General features: G+C 54.4%; 22 protein-coding genes and 1 tRNA gene. 13 read left to right on the top strand and 10 right to left on the bottom strand.

What is annotated here, in order from left to right:
* Positions 1-9: 9 nt before the first annotated feature.
* The 3 genes from minE to minC form a co-directional block, all read right to left on the bottom strand.
* Positions 10-261, bottom strand: coding sequence for a cell division topological specificity factor MinE (gene minE, locus ACFFLD_RS05030; RefSeq protein WP_035564989.1), 252 nt, complete (start codon positions 259-261; stop codon positions 10-12).
* Positions 258-1,076, bottom strand: coding sequence for a septum site-determining protein MinD (gene minD, locus ACFFLD_RS05025; RefSeq protein ID WP_386037492.1), 819 nt, complete (start codon positions 1,074-1,076; stop codon positions 258-260). Before minD ends, minE begins: the two co-directional genes overlap by 4 nt.
* Positions 1,077-1,231: 155 nt before the next feature.
* Positions 1,232-1,981 (bottom strand): septum site-determining protein MinC, encoded by a 750-nt coding sequence (gene minC, locus ACFFLD_RS05020; protein ID WP_386037489.1) that lies wholly within the window; start codon positions 1,979-1,981, stop codon positions 1,232-1,234.
* A 199-nt stretch (positions 1,982-2,180) separates the two neighbouring features.
* On the opposite strand from minC, the gene ACFFLD_RS05015 reads away from it, so the two are divergent.
* A complete protein-coding gene (locus ACFFLD_RS05015) occupies positions 2,181-4,997 on the top strand; it encodes a DUF349 domain-containing protein (RefSeq protein ID WP_386037487.1) in 2,817 nt (938 codons plus the stop codon).
* A gap of 123 nt (positions 4,998-5,120) precedes the next feature.
* On the opposite strand, the gene phbB is transcribed toward ACFFLD_RS05015, so the two are convergent.
* A complete protein-coding gene (gene phbB / locus ACFFLD_RS05010; RefSeq protein WP_386037484.1) occupies positions 5,121-5,867 on the bottom strand; it encodes an acetoacetyl-CoA reductase in 747 nt (248 codons plus the stop codon).
* 290 nt (positions 5,868-6,157) lie between these two features.
* Between phbB and ACFFLD_RS05005 the strand changes: the two genes are divergently transcribed.
* Positions 6,158-6,234, top strand: a tRNA-Met gene (locus ACFFLD_RS05005).
* Between the two features lie 863 nt (positions 6,235-7,097).
* Here the strand turns inward: ACFFLD_RS05005 and ACFFLD_RS05000 are convergent.
* Entirely contained in the window at positions 7,098-8,036 is a 939-nt protein-coding gene (locus ACFFLD_RS05000) for a LysR family transcriptional regulator (RefSeq protein WP_386037481.1), read from the bottom strand.
* 139 nt (positions 8,037-8,175) lie between these two features.
* On the opposite strand from ACFFLD_RS05000, the gene ACFFLD_RS04995 reads away from it, so the two are divergent.
* On the top strand, positions 8,176-9,234 hold the full coding sequence (locus tag ACFFLD_RS04995) for an SDR family oxidoreductase (protein ID WP_386037479.1): 1,059 nt from the start codon (positions 8,176-8,178) through the stop codon (positions 9,232-9,234).
* Between the two features lie 179 nt (positions 9,235-9,413).
* The gene (locus ACFFLD_RS04990; RefSeq protein ID WP_386037476.1) at positions 9,414-10,358 is read left to right on the top strand and encodes a co-chaperone YbbN; all 945 of its coding nucleotides are present in this window, start codon (positions 9,414-9,416) and stop codon (positions 10,356-10,358) included.
* Positions 10,359-10,377: 19 nt separating this feature from the next.
* On the opposite strand, the gene ACFFLD_RS04985 is transcribed toward ACFFLD_RS04990, so the two are convergent.
* Entirely contained in the window at positions 10,378-11,544 is a 1,167-nt protein-coding gene (locus ACFFLD_RS04985; RefSeq protein ID WP_386037473.1) for a MalY/PatB family protein, read from the bottom strand.
* Between the two features lie 39 nt (positions 11,545-11,583).
* Between ACFFLD_RS04985 and ACFFLD_RS04980 the strand changes: the two genes are divergently transcribed.
* From ACFFLD_RS04980 to ACFFLD_RS04950, 7 genes are all read left to right on the top strand, one after another.
* On the top strand, positions 11,584-12,015 hold the full coding sequence (locus ACFFLD_RS04980; RefSeq protein ID WP_386037470.1) for a hypothetical protein: 432 nt from the start codon (positions 11,584-11,586) through the stop codon (positions 12,013-12,015).
* A 149-nt stretch (positions 12,016-12,164) separates the two neighbouring features.
* Complete coding sequence (locus ACFFLD_RS04975; RefSeq protein ID WP_386037467.1) at positions 12,165-12,989, top strand: hypothetical protein; 825 nt, start codon at positions 12,165-12,167, stop codon at positions 12,987-12,989.
* Positions 12,990-13,087: 98 nt separating this feature from the next.
* Entirely contained in the window at positions 13,088-13,495 is a 408-nt protein-coding gene (locus tag ACFFLD_RS04970; RefSeq protein WP_386037464.1) for an acyl-CoA thioesterase, read from the top strand.
* A 42-nt stretch (positions 13,496-13,537) separates the two neighbouring features.
* Positions 13,538-13,864, top strand: coding sequence for a hypothetical protein (locus tag ACFFLD_RS04965; RefSeq protein ID WP_386037461.1), 327 nt, complete (start codon positions 13,538-13,540; stop codon positions 13,862-13,864).
* Positions 13,836-14,357, top strand: a complete 522-nt coding sequence (locus ACFFLD_RS04960; protein WP_386037458.1) for a DUF501 domain-containing protein — start codon at positions 13,836-13,838, stop codon at positions 14,355-14,357. The genes ACFFLD_RS04965 and ACFFLD_RS04960 overlap by 29 nt, the downstream gene beginning before the upstream one ends.
* A gap of 47 nt (positions 14,358-14,404) precedes the next feature.
* Complete coding sequence (locus tag ACFFLD_RS04955) at positions 14,405-14,950, top strand: LOG family protein (protein ID WP_386037455.1); 546 nt, start codon at positions 14,405-14,407, stop codon at positions 14,948-14,950.
* A gap of 41 nt (positions 14,951-14,991) precedes the next feature.
* Complete coding sequence (locus ACFFLD_RS04950) at positions 14,992-15,963, top strand: NAD(P)H-quinone oxidoreductase (protein WP_386037453.1); 972 nt, start codon at positions 14,992-14,994, stop codon at positions 15,961-15,963.
* Positions 15,964-15,991: 28 nt separating this feature from the next.
* Here ACFFLD_RS04950 and ACFFLD_RS04945 read toward each other — a convergent pair whose 3' ends face one another.
* Positions 15,992-16,483 carry a hypothetical protein gene (locus ACFFLD_RS04945; RefSeq protein WP_386037450.1) on the bottom strand — a complete coding sequence of 164 codons (492 nt, stop codon included), beginning with the start codon at positions 16,481-16,483 and terminating at the stop codon, positions 15,992-15,994.
* Between the two features lie 34 nt (positions 16,484-16,517).
* A complete protein-coding gene (locus ACFFLD_RS04940) occupies positions 16,518-17,012 on the bottom strand; it encodes a tetratricopeptide repeat protein (RefSeq protein ID WP_386037447.1) in 495 nt (164 codons plus the stop codon).
* Between the two features lie 245 nt (positions 17,013-17,257).
* On the opposite strand from ACFFLD_RS04940, the gene ACFFLD_RS04935 reads away from it, so the two are divergent.
* Together ACFFLD_RS04935 and yaaA are read left to right on the top strand one after the other, a co-directional pair.
* Positions 17,258-18,289: an NADP(H)-dependent aldo-keto reductase gene (locus tag ACFFLD_RS04935; RefSeq protein WP_386037444.1), complete on the top strand. Its 1,032-nt coding sequence runs from the start codon at positions 17,258-17,260 to the stop codon at positions 18,287-18,289.
* Between the two features lie 139 nt (positions 18,290-18,428).
* Positions 18,429-19,208: a peroxide stress protein YaaA gene (gene yaaA, locus ACFFLD_RS04930; RefSeq protein ID WP_386037441.1), complete on the top strand. Its 780-nt coding sequence runs from the start codon at positions 18,429-18,431 to the stop codon at positions 19,206-19,208.
* A 10-nt stretch (positions 19,209-19,218) separates the two neighbouring features.
* On the opposite strand, the gene ACFFLD_RS04925 is transcribed toward yaaA, so the two are convergent.
* Complete coding sequence (locus ACFFLD_RS04925) at positions 19,219-19,794, bottom strand: isochorismatase family protein (protein ID WP_386037438.1); 576 nt, start codon at positions 19,792-19,794, stop codon at positions 19,219-19,221.
* Between the two features lie 108 nt (positions 19,795-19,902).
* Complete coding sequence (locus ACFFLD_RS04920) at positions 19,903-20,091, bottom strand: hypothetical protein (protein ID WP_386037435.1); 189 nt, start codon at positions 20,089-20,091, stop codon at positions 19,903-19,905.
* Positions 20,092-20,529 lie beyond the last annotated feature (438 nt).

Below are 20,529 nucleotides of genomic sequence, written 5' to 3'. Positions count from 1 at the left end.
GGCAAAAGCTCAACTCTTTGGAAGGGTAACGTTCAATTCCAGTACAGAGCAGTTGTCTTCACTATCCAATGAAATCTGGATGGCATCATCGTCTACATGCACGTAGCGGCGAATGACCTCAAGCAGTTCGCGCTCAAGCAGTGGCATATAGTCAGGCTGGCCACGCTGGCTGCGCTGATGCGCCACAATAATTTGCAAACGTTCTTTGGCTACCGAGGCGGATTTCCTGCGCTCACGCTTCAAGAACTCCAGCAGTTTCATCGACGACCTCCCCCGAACATGCGGCTCAACAAACCTTTGCGCTGCATTTCGTGAAAACGTAGCGGCATGTCTTCACCCAACAGGCGGGCGACGGTGTCGCTATAGGCTTGGCCCGCGTCGCTAGAGATATCGTGGGTCACGGGGACACCTTGGTTGGACGCACGCAGCACGGCTTCCGATTCAGGGATCAAGCCCAGCAGATTGATCGCCAAGATTTCGCGAATATCATCCAGCGTTAGCATATCGCCCGAGGTGACCCGCTCAGGGTTATACCGTGTTACCAGCAGGTGTTCTTTAATCGGGTCTTCGCCCTGCTCAGCGCGCCGGGTTTTAGAGGCAAGCAGCCCTAAAATACGGTCAGAGTCACGCACTGACGATACTTCAGGGTTGGTGACCACAATCGCTTCATCGGCAAAATACATGGCCAACTGTGCACCACGCTCAATACCCGCGGGTGAGTCGCAGAGAATGAAATCAAAATCTTCTTTTAGCTTCTCCAGCACTTCCGCAACGCCTTCCTGGGTCAGCGCGTCTTTGTCGCGGGTCTGGGAGGCCGGCAGGATAAACAGGTTTTCAACCCGCTTATCACGAATCAGCGCTTGATTGAGTCCAGCTTCACCCTGAATGACGTTGACTAAGTCATACACCACGCGCCGCTCACAGCCCATGATGAGATCCAGATTTCGCAGCCCTACATCAAAATCAATAACCACGGTCTTTTTACCGCGCAGTGCAAGTCCTGTGGAAATAGCGGCTGCACTAGTGGTTTTGCCGACCCCTCCTTTACCAGAGGTCACTACAATTATCTTGGCCAAGAGTCACTTCCTTATTGAAGTCGTTCGTCGCGAGCGCTAATCAGCAGCGCTCTGTGAATAACGAGAACGTCACTGTCATCAGCTTGCTGTACTGTAACGGATCGCGTCTTCAACGTCGCTAGGCTTGAAGCATCGACGTACGTTAATAACAGACTTTATCCCAGCGGCTTAATTTCAAGCTGCTCTTTTGTAAAATGAACTTCTGCGGGGTGTCCCAGAAGTTGTGAATCAATATCTTCAAGGCGCTTGTAATTACCTGCCACTGAAAGCAGCTCGGCTGCCAGTTCACGGCAATAAATTCCCGCCTGGGTATTGCCATGAATACCGGCCAGTGCGCGGCCTCGGAGGGCACCATAAACATGGATACTACCCGCTGCTAACACCTCTGCCCCAGCATTCACCGCGCCAATCACGACCAAGTCGCCATCAGAGGCGCTTACCTGCTGACCTGAACGAACGGTGCCACGATAAAGACGCGTGCCAGCCGCCGCGCTCTTTACTTCGAGGACGGGTTCTTCAGTGGGGACATCTTCTTTTACTGGCGAGGCGCTGACACTTTCGAGCCGCCGTGCCCGCCCCTCTTCAACAGGTGGAAACCAGCCTAGGCCGAGCGCCCATGCGGATTGGCGCACCGGCTCAGCGCCACCGCGTACCGCCACCGGCAATAATTTATGATCGCGACAGACCGCACAGATTCGCTCAAGCGCTAAGTGGGGTTCATCTAGCTTTTCCACGCTGAGCACAACCGGTGTATGCTGAAAGAAAGCAGGCGACTGGGAAAGCTTACCAGCCAGCTGCTGCCGGATACGTTCCGGGTCAGCATTACTTAGCTCCATGACGGTCATCGGTAACATGCCGCCTTTGAAGGTAAAGGCCGCGGCGGCACTATCCACATTAAGGCTCATGGCCGAACTCCCCGTCATGTTCAGATAAGATAAAGGTAGCGTACTATCTTACATTGTGGTCTAGAAAATAGTCGCTTACCACACCATGCTTATTACAAAATAGTAAGGCCAAGCTAAGCGACAGCGCCGGTGACTGCAACCATCGCGTTGCTTATTACCCATTTTTTTATGCTACGCATTTTATACAGCAGGATGATCCATGCACGGACTGTTAAGACGCCTGTTCGCACCTCGGTGGCAGCACCCTGACCCTGAAGTGCGCCGTCAGGCTCTCCAGCGACTGGACCCTCACCACACTGAACAGCGCCAGGCGCTGCAGTCGTTGACTCACGATAACGATAGCCACATTCGTCTTGCGGCGCTGTTGGCACTTGATGACTGTGCTGGCTTGGTCGAGGCCTACCCCGGTCATCAGCAGGATGAGACCTGGTTCAATGCCGTCTGCCAACGCCTCAGTGGCCGTGAAGGGCACACCGACCTGCATCAGCGCCAAACGCTCATTGAGCATATCGACGCGCCGAGAGTGCTAAGCGCGGTGGCCCTGCAAGGCGACAACCTCACGTTACGCTTAATCGCCCTGGGCAGACTGACCGACGAAGAGGATCTGATTCATCAGGCCTGCCATAACGGCGTGGCCGCTGTTCGTCATCAGGCTGCCGAACGCATAGAGAGTGAGGAAGGGCTAAAACGGTTATTAAAAGAGGCTCGCCGTGACCGGCAGGTGGTTCGTTTGGCACGCGAACGCCTCAACCGTTTGCGCAGTGATGCACAGTGGATCGAAGCTGAAGAGCAGCAACGCGAAACACTCCTCAAGCAGTTAGAGCAGCACGCCAGTGCGCCTTGGGAGCCACTTTACGGGGGGCGCTTTCGTCACATTGAGCGCCAATGGGAGCAATTGACGCAGCCGCCGAGTGTTGAACAGGAGCAGCGCTTTCATCACGCTCTGCTTGGTTGCCGTAAAACCCTACGCGATCACGAAACTCAGGAGCAGGCGCGTCAACAGAGCAACGAGCGTCGCGAAGAAGCCGAGAACACACGTGAACAGTTACTCGAAGGGATCGAAGAGACCCTTGATGGCTTGTGTCACACCCAGGGCATGACCGTTCAGGATATCGACAGTTTGCGCGCTCAGCGCCAACTGCTAGGCCAGCGCTGGCAAACACTTTCTGATATGCACCCGCCCAGTGATGCCATGCGCCAACGCTATACGTTGGCCATTCAGCGTTATGACCATTGTCTAGACGCGTGGCGTCGTTGGAGTACCCTCAGCACATCGATTGAAGCATCGCTGGCCGCTGGCGATTACACCACCCTGGCAGCGCAGATCAACGAATGCCAATGGCCCGACGAATTGACCTCGCCCGCGCTATTGGCTCGCGCTCAGGAGGCCATTAAGGCCGACAACGCTCCCTTATCGCCTCCCACGGAAGATGCCGAGACGCTTGAGGCAAATTCAGGCGAGCTCGATAGCTTTGAGCACTTGCTGGAACGTGGCTCCTTTAAGAGCGCCAGCCACCTGCATCAGCGTCTAAAGCCCCGCATAGAAGCACTGGAAAGCCCTGCTGCTCAGCCGCTAAAAGCACGTTTGAAGCAGCTTGCCGCCCGGCTTGCCGAGCTACGCGACTGGCGCGGATTTGTCGCCGGCCCCAAGCGAGAGCAGCTATGCACCAGTATGGAAGCGCTGGCTAACGATTCTCACATGGTCGAAGATGCGCTTGATCGCCATCACCGCCAATTAGTCAAAGAGTGGAAATCGTTGGGCGATGCAGCGGCCAATCGCGAGCAATCCGCACGTTTTCGCAGCGCCTCAGACCGTATTCATGAGCGGCTTTCCCCTTGGCGTGACCGCTTGAGCGAAGAGCGTGAAAGCAATCTTCGCGCCCGCGAGGCCCTCTGCGAACAACTTGAAAGCTTGTTGGCACAACCCGCTGAAGACGCTGACCCCGATGTACTTAGGCAAATACGCGACAAAGCACGCCATCAATGGCGGCACTACAGCCCGGTGCCACGTGAGCGTGCCGAAGCCGTTGGGCGTCGCTTTGGCACGATCCGCCATCAATTACAGACACTCATCGATCAGCGTGCCGAATATATTGCGTCTCAAAAGCGTGAATTGATCAGCCAAGTGACGGCGTTGCGCAGCGATGAAAGCCAGCCATTGGCACAGCGAATCCAGCAAACCAAACAGCACCAGCAGCAGTGGCGTTCGCTAGGCCGGGCACCTAAAGGTGAAGAACAGACCTTGTGGAAAACTTTCCGTCATGAGTGTGACCAACTCTTTGCTCAGCGCGAAGCGCATAAGCATGAGCAAGCAGCCCGTCAGCAACAGCAACTTGACGAGATGCAAACACTCATTGATGAAATGGATAGCTGGCAACCTCATGAAGCCAGCGACACGACCACATTAGACCGCTATATCGAGCAGGCCAATCAACTTGAGCCATTGCCCCGTAATAGACGCAGCGAAGGCATGCAGCGTCGCATGAGCGGTATTGTGCGCGCACGAAGAGAGCGCTTACATCGCCTGGCAGTCGCCGATACGGTTCAGCAATGGCAAGCCCTAAGGCCGCTCACCAATGCTCACTTGGCCGCCGATCAGCAATACCTGAGCGAGGGAACTGCTCACGACATAGACGCATCCTCCGTACTCGACATCGCGCTACCCGCCGTTTTTAACGAGGCGCATCTGACTCGCAACCATCAGCGCCATCGCGTGGCGTCACCTCTGCCCGACGCTGATCGCGCCACCATGGCAGAATCTCTTGCCCGGCTAAGAGTTCGCCTTTCCATGCTGGCAGTCGGGAGTGTGCGGCAAAAAGATGAGCCCCTGCGTTTGGCTATACAGGTCGAGCGTCTAAACGAAGGCTTTAATCAGCAGCGTAGCCGCGATCAGGATGTCACCGACATTTTAGTCGCGCTGCTGGCCTTAGGACCAATGCCGGAAAGCCTATGGGCGGCGGAATTGGAAGAGATCGACAACCTGCTTAGTCGGCTAGCACGGGCCCCACTGCCGTAGGGACATATGACCAGCCAAGGCGATAATAAGCCTGCAACAGACTAGCAAAACGGGAGGCTTAATCGCCTCCCGTTTCGTTTTTCCTGAGTAAAAAGTATCAGTGTAGCCATCAGTGACACACTGTCAGCCCATAAACTGTCCACCGTTAATATCGATGTTAGCCCCGGTAATAAACCCTGACTCTTTATCGGCTAAGAAGGTGACCAGTCGGCCAATTTCTTCTGGCGTGCCATAGCGCTTCACGGGAATTGTCTCCCTGATTGCTTCGCGCACTTTCTCTGGGATATTCATGATCATATCGGTGGCAATATAGCCCGGCGACACGGTATTGACGGTAATGCCTTTGGTCGCCGTTTCCTGCGCCAGCGACATGGTCAGGCCATGCATCCCTGCTTTGGCAGCAGCATAGTTAACCTGACCAAACTGCCCTTTACGGCCATTGATGGATGAAATGTTGATGATCCGTCCGTAGCCATGTTCCAGCATCATTTCAATGACACTTCGGCAGGTGTTAAACACGCTGTTGAGGTTAGTGTCGAGCACTTCATACCACTGCTCATAGGACATCTTCTTCAGGGTGCCGTCACGGGTAATACCCGCACAGTTCACCAACACACTGATGGGACCATACTTTTCATGGATCTGGCGGGCACCGTCCAGGCAGGCTTGGTGGTCAGAAAGGTCTACACCCGACAATTCAATATTGTTATAGCCATCGGCATGCTGCGTTTCCAGCCAGGTTTTGGCCTTATCGGGGTTTCGATAACCCGCGACGACCAGATAACCCGCCTCTGCCAACGAACGACAAATTGCCGTACCGATACCACCAGTTCCACCAGTTACCCAGGCGACGGGGGCTTGATTGGCCATTGACTACCTCCCTGATATAGCAAATGGTTTGGGTCTTAACGTACGCATATTGCACCACAAACCATCATGAATAAGCGCGGTTGCGCCTGTATTACCCTAGTGCATAATTTTATTTAGTCATGCACCAACGTAAGCTTTTTGTTATTACTACTTACCAGCGTAGCTGCAGTTTGCAGAATAGCTGTACTCTCTTCATGGTGCAGAAGGTTGCATGCATCCGCTATAAGCCGAACGTGTTAAACCCCCTATTGACTTAACGTAAAAACGCTGTAGAATACGCCACACGTTGATGCGGGGTGGAGCAGTCTGGTAGCTCGTCGGGCTCATAACCCGAAGGTCATCGGTTCAAATCCGGTCCCCGCTACCAATTTTTATCGAAAAAGCCGTTACCGAAAGGTAACGGCTTTTTTGTGTCTGCACCATTGAAAGATGGGCAAGTCTAGCGTCGCCGTTAGTCTTCATCCGAAGGTCATCGGTTCGCTTTGGTTTTAAAACCGGCGGTCCCCGCTACCCATATTTATCGAGAAAGCCGTTACCGAAAGGTAACGGCTTTTTTGTGTCTGCACCATTGAAAGATGGGCAAGTCTAGTGTCGCCGTCACTTCACCCGAAGGTCATCGGTTCGCTTTGGTTTTAAAACCAGCGGTCCCCGCTACCAATATTTATCAAAAAAGCCGTTACCGAAAGGTAACGGCTTTTTTGTGTCTGCACCATTGAAAGATGGGCAAGTCTAGCGTCGCCGTTAGCCTTCACCCGAAGGTCATCGGTTCGCTTTGGCTTTAAAACCGGCGGTCCCCGCTACCCATATTTATCAAACAAGCTGTTACCGAAAGGTAACGGCTTTTTTGTGTCTGCACCATTGAAAGATGGGTAAGTCTAGCGTCGCCCTTCACCCGAAGGTCATCGGTTCGCTTTGGTTTTAAAACCAGCGGTCCCCGCTACCCATATTTATCAAATAAGCTGTTACCGAAAGGTAACGGCTTGTTTGTGCCTGCACCATTGATAGATGAGAAAGCTTAGCGTCGCCGTCGCCCTTCACCCGAAAGTCATCGGTTCGCTTTGGTTTTGAAACCGGCGGTCCCCGCTACCCATATTTATCGAAAAAGCCGTTACCGAAAGGTAACGGCTTTTTTGTGTCTGCACCATTGTTAGATGGGCAAGTCTAGTGTCGCCGTCGCCCTTCACCCGAAGGTCATCGGTTTGCTTTGGTTTTAAAACCGGCGGTCAACGCTTATTCGCACATCTCTTCACGCCAACGATCCCAATGCGGCGTAGGCCCTATCGCCTCAAACAGATAATCCAGGAAAGCACTTACCTTACGGGTGTGCAGCCGTCGCTGGGCATAAAGCACATGAATATCACGCCTGCCCGGCATGACTTCACAACGCCACGCGTCAAGCAGGGGCAACAGTGCGCCCGACGCTAACTCATTAGCGATCAGCCAAGTGGGAAATAGCACGACGCCCTGGCCCATTAACGCGGCTCGCACCAAACTTTCCGCATCGTTGCTATACAGGCTGCCGTCGACTTTGTAGGCAAAGGCTTGCGGCTGCTCGGCATGATGAAAGTACCAGCGCTGACGTCCCATCTCGCCCTGATAGAGCAAGCAGTCGTGGTGTTCAAGATCATCTGGGGTGTTGGGCCGACCGTAACGCTGCAAATAGGCGGGGGCAGCAGCCACCACGTAGTTCATCGACGCAAGCCGACGGGCAACCAGTGTGGAATCAGCCAGTTCACCGACCCGAAAGGTGATATCAATGCCCTCGCGTACCGGGTCGATCAGTTGATCGGTCAGCATCAGCTCGGCTTTGATCGCCGGATAGTGACGCTGGAAGTGATGCAGAATCGGTACGATTTGCCGCTGGCCGAACGCCACGGGAGCATTGAGGCGTAGCACACCACTAGGCTCTTTATTAGGGGCGCTTAGTGCTTCCGTTGCCAGGTCGAGTCGCTCAAGTATCTCGCGAACCTCCTGATAGTAGCGCAAGCCCGCCTCCGTTAACGTCACGGCGCGGGTGTGGCGATAGAACAATTGCTGACCAAGCGCCTCCTCTAAAGAGGCAATCTGACGTGAGACCGACGACACCGCCCGATGAAAATGACGCGCGGTGGCGGTAAAGCTTCCAGTCGCGGCGACACGCTCAAAAATACGTAGCGCATTGAGATCCATCAAGTTGCTCCATACGCAATAAAGATTTGCCATTTTTCTCATTGTAGCAATTATCAACGGCGACCAGACTGCTTTGCATCGGACACAAAGAGCGTTTTCGTTGTCCGTTACGTCAATTTTGTCTGCAAAGGAATTAACGATGCGCAAAGGCACCGCATTAGTCGTCGGCGCTACAGGTATTACCGGCGGTAACCTCGCAAGCTACCTCATCGCTAGCGGATGGAGTGTTTATGGCTTATCACGTCGCCCTTCAGATCAAGCGGGAGTCATTCCCGTCGCTGCCGACCTGTTAGATCGCGAGGCCACGGCTGAAGCCCTAGCGGGACTTCCCATCACACATGTTTTCTATTGCACCTGGGTACGCCGTGACAATGAGAAAGCGAACGTCGAGGCCAACGGTGCGATGATGCACAACCTGCTCGACGCCCTGCAGGACGCAAGCGTGGCGCATGTCTCATTGGTGACCGGCACCAAGCAGTATCTGGGAGCTTTCGAGAACTACGGTAGCGGCAAGACCGAGACACCGTTTCGTGAATCAGCCCCCCGCGTATCTGGCGAGAACTTTTATTACACTCTCGAAGACATCATGTTCGCAACAGCTAAGCGAGACGGCTTTAGCTGGAACGTGCACCGTCCGCACACCGTCATTGGTTATGCCCGCGGTAACGCGATGAACATGGGGATGACGCTTGCGGTGTTCGCCTCTATCTGCAAGGCAACGGGTAAACCGTTTACGTTCCCTGGCTCGCAGGTGCAGTGGAACGCCTTGACCGATCTCACTGACTCGCTAGTGCTGGCGCGGCAAATGGAGTGGGCAGCCACCACGCCCGGCGCCCACAATGAGGCCTTTAACACGGTCAATGGCGACATTTTCCGTTGGCGTCGCCTGTGGCATGAAATTGGTGAATTCTTCGACCTTGAAGTGCCAGACTGCCCGGAAACGCCACAACCGTTAGACATCCAGATGGCAGACATTGCCCCGACCTGGGCCGAGATAGCAAAACAACACCAGTTAATTGAACACGATGTCACCAAACTGGCTTCCTGGTGGCACACTGATGCCGACCTTGGGCGCGAGCTAGAGTGCGTTAACGATGTGACCAAGGCACGTGAGTTCGGTTTTAACCACTTTCGCGAAACACGTGCAGCGTTTTTCGACCTGTTCACTCGCCTGCGCGCTGAGCGCCTCATTCCTTAAGCAATCCCAGAGACAATAACGCTGCCAGGGTGTACCCGCACCCTGGCCTTCTTTATGAGTTTCATGGCCCTTTAAGCTCATAACGTTGTTTTTTATTTCCCGGCTTTTCCTTGAATCCTCCGGTGTATGCCTGCATATCATGGGAAACTATTGTTCATTTTTTAATGCCGAGTCTACCCATGCAGATTATTGATCCCCGCTCAGGTAAGCCGCTCACGGCGGAAACCGGAAGTGCTGACGCTACCGCGCCTAACGATGAACAAGCGACGGTGCGTCCTGAAGATGTCATTATCGAGCTTAATGGTGGCAACATTCAGCAGGTACTGGAAGCCTCGATGAAGGTGCCAGTATTGATGGGGTGTTACTCACCCAACGACGCAAGCAGCAGTACACTCATTACGGTGCTGGAAAAGCTGGTGGTTGAGTACGCGGGCGCTTTCCTGCTCGGCAAGCTAGATAGTGATGCGAATGCCGATATTGCCGGTCAATTAGGCGTGCGTTCCGTGCCGGATGTGAAACTGATTAGCCAGGGTGGCTTAGTGGATGGTTTCCAGGGTGCGCTGCCTGAAAAAGATGTCCGCGAGTGGCTAAATCGCTACTTCCCTGCCCCTGGCGAGGCGCCCCCCACCCCCGAAGAGCAGGCGGAAGAGGCGCTCGCAGCAGGCGATACCGCTGGCGCGCGCGACATCTACCAAACATTGATGGGTCAGTACCCGGAACATTATGCCTATCAGGTAGCGTTTGCCCGTGTGCTGGTAGCCGAGGGGCGTGGTGGCGAAGCGCGTGATGTATTGGATAACCTGCCGCCGGAAGAGCGCGATGCAGCGCCCGCTCGTGGTGTACGTGCCAGCATCGAGTTTAGCGAGCAGGCCCTTTCAGCCGAAGAGATCGAGGCGCTGGGTGATCGCAACGATAGCGAAGCGCAGTATCAGCGAGCCCTGCGCCAAGTGGCCGATGGCCACTACGATGCGGGGCTTGAGGCCTTGCTGGCGCTAATGAAGCAAGATCGCGCCTATAACGATGACGTTGCGCGCAAAACGCTGCTTCAGGTGTTCGACGCGCTAGGCGCCGACCACCCGCTCACCGTTGCCTACCGTCGTAAGCTCTTTGCGATGCTGTACTAAGATTTTCGACTGACGCCTCTCAATCCCGCTTCAGCAGTGAATCCATCCGCGACAGTGCCGCTTCCAACTGGGAAGCGGTAGTGCCGAAGTTAAGCCGCACAAAGCCTGGGCAGCCAAAGGCTGCGCCATCAGAGAGCGCCACACCGGCCTCATCCAACAGCGTCTTGTACGGCACATCGCCTAATCCTGCCTCACGCATATCCAGCCACGCGAGATACGTCGACTCCGGCACGCTTAACTGCACGCCCGGCCAGGTAGCCACGCGTGCCTTGAGCTTCGCACGATGCTCGCGAAGTACGCTCAATAATGTCTGACGCCACGGCTCGCCATCGCGATAAGCCGCTTCTGCTGCTACCAGCCCCAGCACATTACCATCGGGTAAGAAGCCTTTGGTGGCCGCAGCAAAGCGCTTGCGTAGAACAGGGTCAGCAATCACGGCGCAGGCGCTAGTGAGCCCCGCTAAATTGAAGGTTTTTGAGGGTGCCCACAAGGTAATCGTTCGCTTAGCCAGCTCAGGAAACATGGCGGCTAACGGCCGATGACGTGCGCCTTCGTCGAGTAATAGATCGCAATGCAACTCATCCGAGACCAGCCATAAATCGTGGCGCTCGACCAACTCAGCCAATGCAGCAAGCTCATCATGCCGCCAGACGCGGCCGGTGGGATTGTGAGGATGACACCAGAGCAGTAAACGGGTTTGCGGGGTCACGGCGGCTTCAAGCGCATCAATATCTAGCTGCCAAGGCTCGCCAGGGGCCTTTGGCTCGTCTAACATCGCTTTTTGCGCCAGTCGCCCGGTGCGCTCGGCAACCGCTAAAAACGGTGGGTAAATGGGTGCGATGGTCAGCACGCCGTCACCTGGCTCGGTCAATGCCATGGCTGCAAAATGCAGCGCGGGTACAACGCCTGGTAGCCATTGCTGCCACTCTGGCTCAATGGACCAGTCATAGTGTTTGGCGCTCCACTGGCAGAGGGTATCTGTTAAGGTAGCGGGCACTTCGCCATACCCATAAATGCCGTGTGCCACTCTGGCTTGCAGCGCGTCGATCACCGCTGGCGGCGAGCGAAAGTCCATATCCGCAACCCATAGTGGCAGTACCGTTGCATCATAACGATGCCATTTTTGCGATGCATAGCCCCCCTCGGGACAACGTCGCTCAACGGGCGTGGCAAAATCAAACGCCATAATGAATCTCACTTATGATCACGGGAGTAGAGACAGAGCATGCCGCAAGATGACTTTTATACCAAGATGCGGGTGGGACTATCGGCCCTGTTGCGGCAATGGCGCGCCCTTGGCCAAGCCGATATCGACCAACTCGCCTTGATTTTGGCCGAAACCGCACGGGTCGCAAAACTAGGCACTCCCGAGGCCACGCCAAGCGGCGCCACCCTCGAACAGTGGAGCCAGGATGAGCAGGGTGAGATGCCGCTATGGGCGCCGCGCACGGCGGTATTTCTTCTTAACCAAATGCCCGCCCGCCCTCTCCCCGTTAGCGAAGAGGAAGCTTGTGCCTGGGCATACTGCTGGCTACGCAACCGCTCGTTTGATTCGCTGCAGGCGGCGCATGAGGCGCTCCCAGTGCACTTAAAATCACCTCTGCAAGAAGCCCTCGAAGCCGCTTGGCGCGACCAGCAAGGCCTGCGTCTGGTTTAACTAGCATGCTTGCACCGTTCGCAGAGCTCAGGCCAGTAGCAAACACTTAGCGCCAATCGGCAAACAGTGTGCAGGCACTTAGCTCTGCTTGGCTTGCGGTATTACCAACGAATAAAACCGTACGTTATCTAATAAAAGGATAGTCATTTATGCTGGACGTTCCGCTTAGCTGGCAGCTCATTAAAGTCGTGGTTTCAGTCAGCATGGTGCTTGGCCTGGGTAGCATTGCGGTTCGGGTAAGCCCCAGGGTGGCAGGACTGTTGGCAGGCTATCCTCTAGGCACGGCGTTGGCGCTTTTCTTTATCGGGCTGGAAATCTCGCCACTGTTTGCCGCCCAAAGCGCTGTGCATACGTTGGCAGGGTTTACCGCCACCATGGCGCTCGGCGCTGGCTATTGGCTGTGTGGGCGCCGCCCCGGTTTTGTGGGTGCTTTAATGGGCACCACAGGCGCGCTGATCGCCTGGTTTGCTGTCAGCCTGATGCTTGCCCAGTTCGATTTCACACGCGTGACCGGCACGCTGTTTACGCTCTGCGCTATTGTAGTATTTAGCTGGGTTTTCCGCCGCATCCCGGACAGCGTGGCGACCACCCGCCAAGCATTTTCTTGGCGAGCGCTCTGTATACGCGCGCTGTTAGCCACGCTAATTATCTTTGCCATCACTAGCCTGGCCCACTGGGTGCCACCTGCCTGGGCAGGAACGCTGGCGGCGTTTCCAATCACTATGCTGCCTTTTCTGCTCATTCTGCACGTAAGCCAGGGACCTGCACCTACCGCCACGGTTATCAAGCACTATCCAATGGGGCTGGGCTCACTGCTATGCTACGCCTTGTGTGTCTCTTATACCTATGAGCACTGGGGGCTGGCATTGGGTACGCTAGCGGGATTTGGCTTGGCCACCCTATGGCTGGCAGGCTGGATGCAAGGGCAGCGCTGGTTGGCACGGCGACACTTAACCGGCAGCCAAGCTACTTGACCAAGCGCTTGCTTGGGTTAATGCTAAATAAGCTCTGTTACCAAGCCCTTTGGCTATGATCAACGATTTATCATCATTACCCATAACAAGGATACGTCATGTTTACCCGTACCATTGAGCCAGCGTTTTACGACACCGATGCCCTCGGGCACATCAACAATACACGTCTTCCGGCATGGTTTGAGCTTGCCCGTAATGATCTATTCAAGCTCTTTACGCCCGATTTGGACCCTAAGCAGTGGCGGTTGATCATGGCGCGCATGGAGGTCGATTACCGAGCTGAACTGTTTTATGGTCATGATATCGAAATACGTACCTATTTAACTCGCTTAGGCACCAGTTCATTTACGGTAACTCAAGAGGCTCGCCAACACGGCAAGCTTACCAATCTAGGTCACACGGTGATGGTGCAGTATGACCATCAAGCTAAAAGCGCTGTGCCGATTGTGGGTGATTTACGCGAGGCGTTAACGTCGCACCTGCAGGAGACGAGCGAGTCAACCTGACCGCCCCCGCCTTGAACCATCAGGGCAACAGGAGCCGACCCAATGGCCATCCGCTATAATCTATGGATAGACCCTGACAACGTTGCACAGCACCGTGCCGTCGAGGCTGATATGGAGCGTTATTTTATTGAGCGCTTCGCTGACTATCCGCATATCCGCTTGTTTGGTGCCGACCCCTACGATTATGATGCCCCCTTCAACCGACTTTATGATGTGCTAATGGCACGAGCCGCTGAATACTGTGAGCGGACGTGGTGCTATGTTGCATCGCCTGAACAGCTCAATCGCTGCTTTTTCCGTGCCGTTGGCCGCTCCAACAAATTTGTGAGAGACCAACCCGATGGTGATACGCACCAATCAGGCGCCTGACGAACGTCAGCTCGCTATTATCGCCCAGCAGCTTGGCCGCGCACCGCGTGGTATCGAGGCAGTGGCCGCGACCGATGGCGAAGGCACCCCGCTAGTGTTACGAATGGCGCCGATTGTCGACGGCAAACCCTTCCCTACGTTGTATTGGCTCTGCTCCGACGTGCTCAAAGTAGAGATTTCCCGTATTGAAGCCGTGGGCGTCATTAAGTCACTAGAACAGCAGCTTCAAGAGGAACCAGCCTTTTTGGAGCGTTATCAGCAAAGCCATCGCGACTACATTGCTGCCCGCTGGGACTATATGAGCGCAGCTCAGCGCGAGGAAGTCGCCAATCTGGGCTACATCGACGTACTCACCGAACGTGGCATTGGCGGCATTAGCAATTGGCATCAGATACGCTGTCTGCATACTCAGTACGCTCATCATCTATGCGGTGATAATGTCATTGGGCAATGGATGGATCAGCACTATCAGGTTGAACGCTTTTTGCCCTAACACAACCGCGCTAAACCGCTTCTTTTTTGCAATAGGACATTAAATCAATGGCTCGAATTTGCGTTTACCTGGGCTCCCGTGAAGGCAACACTCCTGCGTTTCGTCACGCCGCCCATACGCTGGGAAGCGAGATGGCGGCCCGCGGGCATACGCTCGTTTATGGTGGTGCGCGTTTAGGCTTGATGGGCGAACTGGCTAACGCAGCTCTTGAGGCGGGAGGCGAAGTGATTGGCGTCATGCCGGATCACTTGGTAGAGCGCGAGCAGGCCCATTTCGGGCTCAGCCAACTGATCCGTGTGGCGAACATGCACGAGCGTAAAGCCACCATGGCTGCCAACGCAGATGCCTTTATCGCCCTGCCCGGCGGTATCGGCACGTTTGAGGAACTGTTCGAGATATGGACCTGGGGCTATTTGGGTCTCCATGACAAGCCCATGGGCTTACTCGATACGGAAGGCTTTTACTCGCCGCTACTGGCATTCCTCGACAGCACGGTGACCCATGGCTTTTTGGGCCAAACAACGCGTGACATGCTGTTGGATGCAGGCACACCGTCAGCACTTCTGGAGATGCTTGAGAGCCAGTTGGCATAAGTTTTTCACCTGAATGTCATCAATAACGCAAGGAGCGCTTTATGCATGCAATCAGTTATGAAGCAGGTGTCGCTCACTGGCAGACCGTCAGTGAGCTACCTTCCCTGAAAGATAATGAGGTGAGCATACGCGTGGCGTGGGCGGGCATTAACCGCGCCGACCTGGTTCAAAAAGCCGGTCATTACCCACCCCCGCCCGGGGTTACCGATATACCGGGCCTTGAAGTTAGCGGCACGATCATTGCGTGTGGCGCCAAGGTTGAGCAGTTTCGCCAGGGAGACCGGGTATGCGCGCTACTGGCAGGGGGTGGCTACGCTGAAGAAGTAAGGGTTGATGCTCGGCAGGTGCTGCCGCTACCCGAGGGTATTGGGTTACGCGAAGGGGCAGCGCTTCCAGAAGTATTTTCAACCGCGTGGCTTAACCTGTTCATGAAAGGCCAACTGCGCAAGGGTGAACGCGTATTGCTCCACGCGGGCGCAAGTGGCGTAGGCACCGCCGCTATGCAGCTTTGTAATGCGTTTGAAAATCCTTGTTTTGTCACCTTGGGAAGCGAGCAAAAACTGGCACGCTGTCTTGAGCTTGGCGCTGATGCAGGATGGAATCGCCACAACGGTAGCTTTGTCGAGGCGGTTAATGAGTGGGGCGGAGCAGACGTTATTCTTGACCCGGTGGGCGGCAACTATCTAGCTGACAACCTGCAGGTACTTAACGCCGATGGACGCCTGGTACTTATCGGGGTAATGGGCGGTGGCAGCGCCGAGCTTGATATGACACAAATGCTGATGAAGCGTCAGCGGGTGATCGGCTCTACCTTGCGATCGAAATCACCAGCCGCCAAGGGCACTATCCTTGAGGCGCTTTATACCCATGTCTGGCCGCTGTTGAGTAATGGGAAGGTATCCCCTCTGATAGACCGTACATGGCCGATCAGCGAGGTGGAAGAGGCCCACGCACACATGCAGTCTGACGCCAGTATCGGCAAAGTATTACTCGCGATCAGCGACGAGGAGTAAGCCGCCAACGCTAGGCACGCCAGCGTACCTAGGGGCGGGTACGCTGGTAAGTAAGTTGCAGCAGACGGGCATCGTCACCGGCACGATGGCGATGGATACCTCGCTCGGCAATGACTAATTCTTTTGTCTCGCTCCAGACGGCCTGCTGCTCTTCGCTTAATAATATACGCAACGCTTCCAGGCGAAAGCGCGGCAGCATTCCCGCATGATGAAAAAGCAGCGATAGCCACGTGTTGTCGTAGCCCCAGCTATCGCTATAAGCCTTTCCCAGCTCACGCAGTTCGTCGTTCAGCCAGTGGGCGACTTGTCGCACCGGGTGGCCTTCCTGAATGAGACGCTCACGGGTAATACCGTGCAGCAATTCCGCCTTGGGGTCCCAATGCGTCCATTCGTCCAGTGGCTGAATAAGAAAGGCACAGCAGCTCCCATCGGCACGTGCGATACCTATTTCAATGGGGTAGCTGCCACGCCCAAATCCGGACGCTTCAACATCAAGCACGGTGGGTAGCGTCTCGGACACAGACTTCCTCATACAATTAACGCGCGGCAGCGCTTCATGCGACGGCCACTTCATCTAATGGCTGCTGTTCTGCCTGCTGCTGCCAATAGGCCGCTCGCTGATTATCCACTGCCAGACCTAACTCACCTAGCCGGTAGGCACGAGCAAGGCGCTCGGCGGCTAAAAAATGGCCAGATTGGGCTGCACGTGCGTACCATGTCACCGCATAATCATCGCGGCGAGGATATTGAACACAGCCGTGTTCGTGGATTTGCGCCACCTGGTATTGAGACTTTACATCCCCTGCATGGGCGGCTTCCAGCACGTAACGAGCACCACGTGCTTTGTCTTGGGGCGTTTGGCTACGATGAAACAACATATGACCATAAACGGACAACGCATCGGGGTGACCCGCTTCCGCACAGCGCTTGAACAAGCGCATTGTCAAACGCTGGGTACGCTTCGAGCGCGGTAATAACCAGCGATTATGGAACAGCCGTTCGGCTAGCCGAAACTCTAGCCGGGTAAACAACGTCGATGCCTGCAGCATGGCAAACCACCCTGCCTATCTGTTAGAACTTTGGGCCAGCTAACACCAATAGTAGTAGCCAACCACACGAGAAACCGGCCTTTAGCCGGTCGATGGGTTGGCAAGCATACGCCTGCCTTCGTGATGACTCAACCCCATTAATTTGCTGCTTTGAAAGAGCCTCGCTAACATGCCATTCGTACGCTGTTTACCTCCCTGGTAATAGGGGACTTTTTGGGCAATTCCGCCTTCGTAAGGAGATAAAAATGCAAACGCGCCCACTTGGCAGAACCGGCATGGAGGTAAGTCGTCTCTGCTTAGGCACCATGACGTTTGGTGAGCAAAATAGTGAAGCCGAAGCACACGAACAGCTAGACCGAGCCGTTGCCTTTGGCATCAACTTTATTGATACCGCTGAAATGTATCCCGTTCCCCCCATGGCCAAGACGCAAGGCCTTACCGAACGTTATATTGGTAGTTGGCTAAAACAGCGTGGCGCTAGAGATGATCTGATCATCGCCACTAAAGCTGCCGGCCCGGGGATGGAGCATATTCGCGGTGGGCCGCGGCTAACTCGAGAGCATCTTCATCAGGCCATTGATACTAGCCTTGAGCGTTTAAACACCGATTACGTTGACCTCTACCAGTTGCACTGGCCGGACCGCCAAACCAACTTCTTTGGTAAGCTTGGCTACGTGCATAGCGAAGATGAAGACGCAACGTCATTGGAAGAGACGCTGTCGGCGCTCAAAGAGCTGGTAGACGCAGGCAAAGTCCGCGCCATTGGGCTTTCCAATGAAACCCCCTGGGGCGTCATGCGCTCACTGCAGCTAGCCGACCAACTTGATTTACCCCGTGTAGCCTCTATTCAAAATCCCTATAACCTGCTTAACCGTTCATTTGAAGTTGGCTTGGCGGAAATTGCCCATCGCGAAGATGTCGGCTTACTCGCCTATTCACCGCTAGCGTTTGGCGTGCTGTCGGGCAAGTATCTCAATGGCGCACAGCCGCCTAAAGGTCGCTTAACGTTGTATGAGCGCTTCAAGCGTTATACCTCGCCAGAAGCCGAAGCGGCGACGCGTGACTATGTCGCCCTCGCGCAACAGCATGATCTGGATCCTGCCCAAATGGCGCTGGCCTTTATCAACTCTCGCAGTTTTTTAACCAGTAATATCATCGGCGCGACCACCATGGAGCAATTGGAAAGCAACCTGGATAGTGAGAGCCTCAAACTCGATGACGACGTACTTGAGGCAATCGATGATATCCACCGCCGCATGCCGAATCCGTGCCCTTAACGTCAGCTCCTAAACAGTATCATTAAGCCGAAACACGCTATTGATCTTATAGCCTCGGCCTTCGCCGGGGCTTGTTATACTGGTCATCCTGTTGGCAAGGTTTGCTTACTACCCCCCGTAATGATCCCAGGAGCACGCGATGCTGAGTGTTATCTCGCCAGCTAAAACGCTGGATTTTGAAACCCCATCCACCACTAACGACGTTACGCAACCTGATTTTCTAGCGCAAAGCCAAGCGCTTATCGACATACTGCGCGACTATTCGCCACAGCAAATAAGCGAATTGATGGGGATTAGCGATAAATTGGCAGGCCTCAACGCGGCGCGCTTTGAGGAGTGGCAGCCGCCCTTTACGCTGGATAATGCCAAGCCTGCCGCTCAGGCTTTTCAGGGCGATGTCTACACTGGCCTACAGGCTGAATCATTTAGTGCTAAAGAAAACCACTATGCACAGTCTCACCTGCGCATACTCTCCGGTTTATATGGCCTACTACGCCCGTTAGATTTGATTCAGCCGTATCGGCTGGAAATGGGCACCAAACTACCCAACCATGCGGGCAAGGATTTATATGCCTATTGGAAGCCACTCTTGGCGCCTGCACTAAAGGAGGCCATTGCGGCTAGTGGCTCTAACGTTCTGGTCAATCTGGCTTCTAACGAGTACTTTAAAGCGGTCGATACGAAGCAACTTAATGCGCGCATCATTACGCCGGTATTTAAAGATGAAAAAAATGGCTCGTTTAAAATTATTAGTTTTTATGCCAAAAAAGCCCGCGGTTTAATGAGCGCCTGGCTTATTCAGCAGCAGATTAGCGATCCAGATAGTCTTAAGGAATTTGATGTAGCGGGCTACCAATTCGATGCAGCGGCCTCCCAGGGTGATAGCTTCGTATTCACTCGCAGAGAAACGGAACGCTAGACAGCGATCGTTAGAAAAAGCGCACAGTGCTTAATGATCTCGGTTTCAAGAACCGCTGATGAGCCTCTTTAAACAGTGCTGTATCGCAACGATGCAGCCACTCATAAGCCACCATATCGGCCGATACTGCCACGCCTCCGCTATGGCAGGCTCGCTCTCGGGCAAGTATTGCTTCTTGAGGGCGACGGCTAGCCGCTGCATCAGTTAGCCAATATAGCTCGTATCCAGCCGCTAATAGCCCTAACCCTGTTTGTAACACACAGATATGCGCCTCTGTCCCCCCTAGCACAATCTGTGTTTTTCCTGTTGAGCTGAGCGCTTCACGAAATTGCGTATTCGCCATGGCACTAAAATGCTGTTTATGCCAAAGCTGGTAGTCGTTGAGACAGTCGAGCAGAGGTACTGCGGTTCCCCCCAGTTTTTCGGGTGATTGCTCCGTTAGCCAGACAGGTACATCCATTAAACCTGCCATTTCAGCCAGCCAAGTGGCTTCACGAACCGCGTCTTCACCACCATCAATGACGGGCAGTAGCCGTTCTTGAAAGTCGACCAATAGCAGTAGGCTTTTGTCACGTTGTAGCTGCACGTTGTCCCCGCGTTGTTATCGTTATCGCTTCAAAGTAGACACGTTATAAACAACAAAGCAGCCGCTTTTTAGCGACTGCTTTGACTGCGGCATTAATTCAATAATAACTTAATTCTCGGCAGACTCTTCGATGTTCTCGCCGAGCTCTTCCATGCTTTCTCCGGCTTCTTCTGCACTTTCATCAATGCTTTCACCCGCTTCTTCAGCAGGACCTTGATCGTCACAAGCGATCAAACCGCCTGCCATCAAGGCCATCAATAGGGCGATAGCTAACTTCTTGGCTAATTGCGTCGTCATATCGTTTCTCCTCCTGAGATTTGATTTTACGCCTTAACTCATACGTCACTATACTAGATGCTACCGACCTACAATACCATGTTAATTCACAACCTGTTGTTATAACATCGCTTAAAACGTATGTTTTATTTTAAAAACTTACTACTTTGGCGCTCATAGCCCTGCGAGCGAAGAACGCAACTAGGCGCGCACCACCACCCGAGATGGCCACGTCGCTGCGCTCCTCGCCATGACATGGCTTTGTTATCGGGTGGCTCTGACAAGTGACTTTGACCTGTCATCGCGAGCGTAGCGCGGCAATCTGGGGTATGGGTACTTTTCTTCCAGACAACAAAAAAACCAGCCTATTGGCTGGGTTTTCTGTTCAATAAGTGCCTGCGATGTTCGGGCCGGCCATCCGGGACTCTCCATGGGGAGACCCCTTGTTTTCTTGCGTAC

Origin of the sequence: Vreelandella sulfidaeris, assembly GCF_042429665.1 — a bacterium.
GTDB lineage: Bacteria > Pseudomonadota > Gammaproteobacteria > Pseudomonadales > Halomonadaceae > Vreelandella.
The sequence above is the reverse complement of the archived record's forward strand: the minus strand, read 5'-3'. Positions and strand labels throughout refer to the sequence as shown.